We start from the raw sequence: 763 nt of genomic DNA, 5'->3' as shown, positions 1-763 counted from the left end.
GACGACCGGATGCCGCCAGGCAGCCGGGAGCCGAAGGTGCGCCCGGCAGACAGGACAACACTGCAGTAGTCAGAATCAGAGCAGGAAGAAAAAGAGAATAATCACAGGGAAGGTGATGTGATTTCTGACAGGCCATAACCAGAGAAGGCGGGGGAAAAGAACGGGCGCCGCAGGCGCGCGTTCATCCCCGTTCCTGAAGGGAAACGACCTTCCTGAAGTCAGGTTGTTCATGCCCGTACAACATCAGCAAGGAGAAAGGGGCTACCGGCGAACCAGCAGCCCCTTTATAAAGGCGCTTCAGTAGTCAGACCAGCATCAGTCCTGAAAAGGCGGGCCTGCGCCCGCCTCCAGGTTGCTACTTACCGGATTCGTAAGCCATGAAAGCCGCCACCTCCCTGTGTCCGTCTCTGTAACGAATCTCGCACAGCGATTTTCGTGTCAGATAAGTGAATATCAACAGTGTGAGACACACGATCAACACACACCAGACAAGGGAACTTCGTGGTAGTTTCATGGCCTTCTTCTCCTTGCGCAAAGCGCGGTAAGAGGCTATCCTGATGTGGACTAGACATAGGGATGCCTCGTGGTGGTTAATGAAAATTAACTTACTACGGGGCTATCTTCTTTCTGCCACACAACACGGCAACAAACCACCTTCACGTCATGAGGCAGAAAGCCTCAAGCGCCGGGCACATCATAGCCCATATACCTGCACGCTGACCACACTCACTTTCCCTGAAAATAATCCGCTCATTCAGACCGT

1 protein-coding gene and 1 pseudogene are annotated in these 763 nt (G+C 53.5%); both read right to left on the bottom strand.

The genetic code is table 11. The annotated features are described in order from the left end of the window. Positions 1-355: 355 nt before the first annotated feature. Positions 356-481 (bottom strand): type I toxin-antitoxin system Hok family toxin, encoded by a 126-nt coding sequence (locus FTE26_RS07185; RefSeq protein WP_001372321.1) that lies wholly within the window; start codon positions 479-481, stop codon positions 356-358. Beyond that, positions 423-572 (bottom strand): annotated as a pseudogene (mok, locus tag FTE26_RS07180) (plasmid maintenance protein Mok); the annotation flags it as partial. The gene FTE26_RS07185 and the pseudogene mok, both read right to left, overlap by 59 nt. Positions 573-763: the final 191 nt, after the last annotated feature.

It is taken from the genome of Escherichia sp. S10b, from assembly GCF_028421345.1.
Lineage (GTDB): Bacteria > Pseudomonadota > Gammaproteobacteria > Enterobacterales > Enterobacteriaceae > ECMA0423.
Note: the sequence above shows the minus strand (reverse complement) of the source record. Positions and strands in the feature narration are given on the sequence as shown.